The sequence below is a fragment of the Paenibacillus sp. 01T431 genome (assembly GCF_056398625.1).
Genome location: NZ_JBFTPT010000048.1, coordinates 1 through 2,788, shown reverse-complemented (window position 1 = coordinate 2,788; position 2,788 = coordinate 1). Strand labels below are relative to the sequence as shown.

The following is a 2,788-nucleotide window of genomic DNA, read 5'->3' as shown; positions in this document are numbered from 1 at the left end:
TTTCTTGCGGGTAAAATCTTTTTCAGGGTTTTTGACATAAGGTGCTGGTGCAACTGACATTTCTCGTATGAGGGATGTCAGTTTTTCTTTTAGCGAATTCGCATATTCATTCATTGGCGTAACCCCCTCGTTTTTTCAAGGGGCTTCGCYACACATTTCCATCTACRTRTCAAGTCCTATTTCACTTTTTCAAAAAAAAGAGCAGGCTATCTTTTCGATAACCTACTCTTTATTCATGGTTTTTGGTCCTGCACCTTCACTTAATGACATTGCCCTTCCAGGTGGCTTTTTTTATTTCTCATTATGAAAAAAACAAGCCATTCAAGCAATTATTCATTTGCGAAATAACTTAATAATTTTAGTCAACAAAATCGAAGACAAACAATTACTATTTAGTATAACTAACATATTGGTGAGTGAATTGGAATCGTACCCAAGTTGTTGGATCCAACTGTTGAATAATATAACCTATTCGAATAACGCTCCATCTTCATTAAAGCCTCAAAATTATTAGGTTTTATCATAATATGAAACCAATACCTTACTTCTTTTTCTAAAGGTTTTTCTGTTTTTTAATTATCAAATGATTATGTGAATTATTGTTATTAACGATTAGTTCAGGTTGATAAGGCTTACGTAATGAATTAGATTCAAAGTCCGAGGTCAAAAGCATAAGTGACATGAAAAATACTTATTCTGTTCGGCAACTATTTAGAGAGATGGGATGCTGAATATAGTTTAAATTTAATATAGTAACCTGGATATTTGATATAGAATATGTGAAGCAATATTTTGGATAGCATCCTACTCAACTTATTTGATGAGATGCGGCTGTGCAAATGATTTCTTTTCCAAGATTCATACGATAAATTTGCTATTTTTGATAATCTCCTTATATGAATCCTCTATGATTTATTCAAGATGTTTTTTAGGAATCCATGGATTCGGGACGAGATCACTATTACTTTATAAAGGCAAAGTGTAACGGTTTTTGTATACATATTGATATTTGCCTCTTACACAGTATTGAAAATTTGTGTATTAGCCGTTCCGTCTTTAAATTATGATCATACTGTGAACTAAAGGAGGGGCATTTTTTTGAGAAAAAAAGCTAAAAAAACGAAATTGTCTAAAGAAAAGTTTTATAGCCGTAATAAAAAAAATTGCCCTCGTTATGCACATAGGAAATGTGATTGTAAAAAACAAAGATCATCTATAAACAAGGGAAATAGACGCAAGTGTTTAAAAAAACAAAAAGTAATAGCTATAAACATAAAAGGACCGCGAGGTCCTCGAGGACTATGGGGATCTGCCGGAGTAATATGTGATCCGGGTATTAAAGGATCTACAGGAGCTACAGGAGCTACTGGTGTCACTGGATCGCCTGGAGCCAGGGGTGTAGGAGCAACAGGTGAAAAGGGAGCTACAGGATATACGGGGTCAATAGGGGCAACTGGGGCAACAGGCGGAACAACAGGAGTATCAGGTGCAACGGGACCGACAGGAGTTACTGGTCTAACTGGAGGCACAGGATCTATAGGTGTTACGGGAGTAACAGGAGCCACTGGATCAACGGGGGCTGTAGGAACTACGGGAGCAACCGGAATCACAGGCGTGACAGGTACAACTGGTGTGGGAGTGACGGGGGCGACTGGTGTTGCAGGAACTATCGGAACTACAGGGGCAACGGGAGTAACAGGAGCCACTGGATCAACGGGGGCTGTAGGAACTACGGGAGCAACCGGAATCACAGGCGTGACAGGTACAACTGGTGTAGGAGTGACGGGAGCGACTGGTGTTGCAGGAACTATCGGAACTACAGGAGCGACAGGAATAACGGGAGCGGCTGGTGTTGCTGGAACTACCGGAACTACGGGAGCAACCGGAGCCACAGGCGTGACAGGTACAACTGGTGTAGGAGTAACGGGAGCGACTGGTGTTGCAGGAACTACCGGAACTACAGGGGCAACGGGAGCAACCGGAGCCACAGGCGTGACAGGTACAAATGGTGTAGGAGCAACGGGAGCGACTGGTGTTGCAGGAACTACCGGAACTACAGGTGCAACGGGAGTAACAGGAGACACGGGCGTGACAGGTACAACTGGTGTAGGAGTGACGGGAGCGACTGGTGTTGGAGGAACTACCGGAACTACCGGAGCAACGGGAGTAACAGGAGACACGGGATCAACTGGGGCTGTAGGAACTACGGGATCAACTGGAGCCACAGGCGTGACAGGTACAACTGGTGTAGGAGTGACGGGAGCGACTGGTGTTGCAGGAACTGCCGGAACTACAGGGGCAACGGGAGTAACAGGAGCCATTGGATCAACTGGGGCTGTAGGAACTACGGGAGCAACCGGAGCAACAGGGGTGACAGGTACAACTGGTGTAGGAGCAACGGGAGCGACTGGCGTTGCAGGAACTACTGGAACTACCGGAGCAACGGGAGTAACAGGAGCCACGGGATCAACTGGGGCTGTAGGAACTACGGGAGCAACCGGAGCCACAGGCGTGACAGGTACAACTGGTGTAGGAGTGACGGGAGCGACTGGTGTTGGAGGAACTACCGGAACTACCGGAGCAACGGGAGTAACAGGAGCCACGGGATCAACTGGTGCTGTAGGAACTACGGGAGCAACCGGAGCCTCAGGCGTGACAGGTACAACTGGTGTAGGAGCAACGGGAGCGACTGGTGTTGCAGGAACTACCGGAACTACAGGGGCAACGGGAGTAACAGGAGCCACGGGATCAACTGGGGCTGTAGGAACTACGGGAGCAACCGGAGCCA

1 pseudogene is annotated in these 2,788 nt (G+C 45.8%); it reads left to right on the top strand.

Annotated elements, in window-relative coordinates:
* Positions 1-1,098: 1,098 nt before the first annotated feature.
* A pseudogene (locus tag AC1DM9_RS34250) lies at positions 1,099-2,788 on the top strand (exosporium glycoprotein BclB-related protein); the annotation flags it as partial.